Genomic DNA, 725 nt, shown 5'->3' with positions numbered 1-725 from the left:
GCAAAACGCCCGCGTGCAATGCCCGCAAGGGCCAAAAACCAAAGGATGACGGTCGGCTTCACGACCTGAACACCTCTACATCGCCGACACGTCGCAAATTCAGCTGCTTGTTCAGCGTAGCCCTAATTTCTGCGGGGGGTTATTTTTGGAGTGGCTCCTGAAATTCAGCACACGTGGGCACCGTTAGGTTGATGACGCCGCAGCATGCCTGAACTCGCGACGCGAGGGCTCTTTCAGGGCTTTGTGCGGCGCCTCTTTGTAGCGTTCAAAGGCGATAGCCAGACGCGAGAGCGCCGGTTGTGCGTCAGGCTTGTCCAACGAAGCGACGTAGTCGTGCTTCACAACCTTCACGAACGATTCAGTCATGCCATTTGCTCTGCGGCGACCGCACAAGGGTGGACGACGGCTCAAGACCCAGTTGGCGAGCGAGGCTGCGCGTGCGGTGGTCGATATTGGCCAAGCCATTGACCGACAGCCATTCGACGGCTGCGTAGCCTGTGTTGTGCCGAGGCGCTGTTCGACGGCGGCCAGCTCAGATGCGGGCACAAAGCCTCCCGCACACTCTCCGCCGCCAGACTTCCTTCCTGGCATTGCTTGCTGTCACCTTCCGGCATAAAGGAGCCGGGTATTTCCGGCATATAGGCGCCAGAAGAAGCGGGTAGAAACGAGCATCTTGGTGGGTTCAAGAATGGGCGGTTTAGCTGCCGTTTGCAAGGTTCAAGTGA

At 58.5% G+C, this 725-nt stretch carries 1 pseudogene; it reads right to left on the bottom strand.

Annotated features, from left to right (window positions below):
* Positions 1-183 precede the first annotated feature (183 nt).
* Positions 184-537: pseudogene (locus tag ACLFKU_RS43795) on the bottom strand (IS3 family transposase); the annotation flags it as partial.
* Between the last annotated feature and the right edge of the window lie 188 nt (positions 538-725).

It is taken from the genome of Paraburkholderia sp. EG304 (assembly GCF_046543485.1).
GTDB classification, from domain to species: domain Bacteria; phylum Pseudomonadota; class Gammaproteobacteria; order Burkholderiales; family Burkholderiaceae; genus Paraburkholderia; species Paraburkholderia youngii.
The sequence above is the reverse complement of the archived record's forward strand: the minus strand, read 5'-3'. Positions and strand labels throughout refer to the sequence as shown.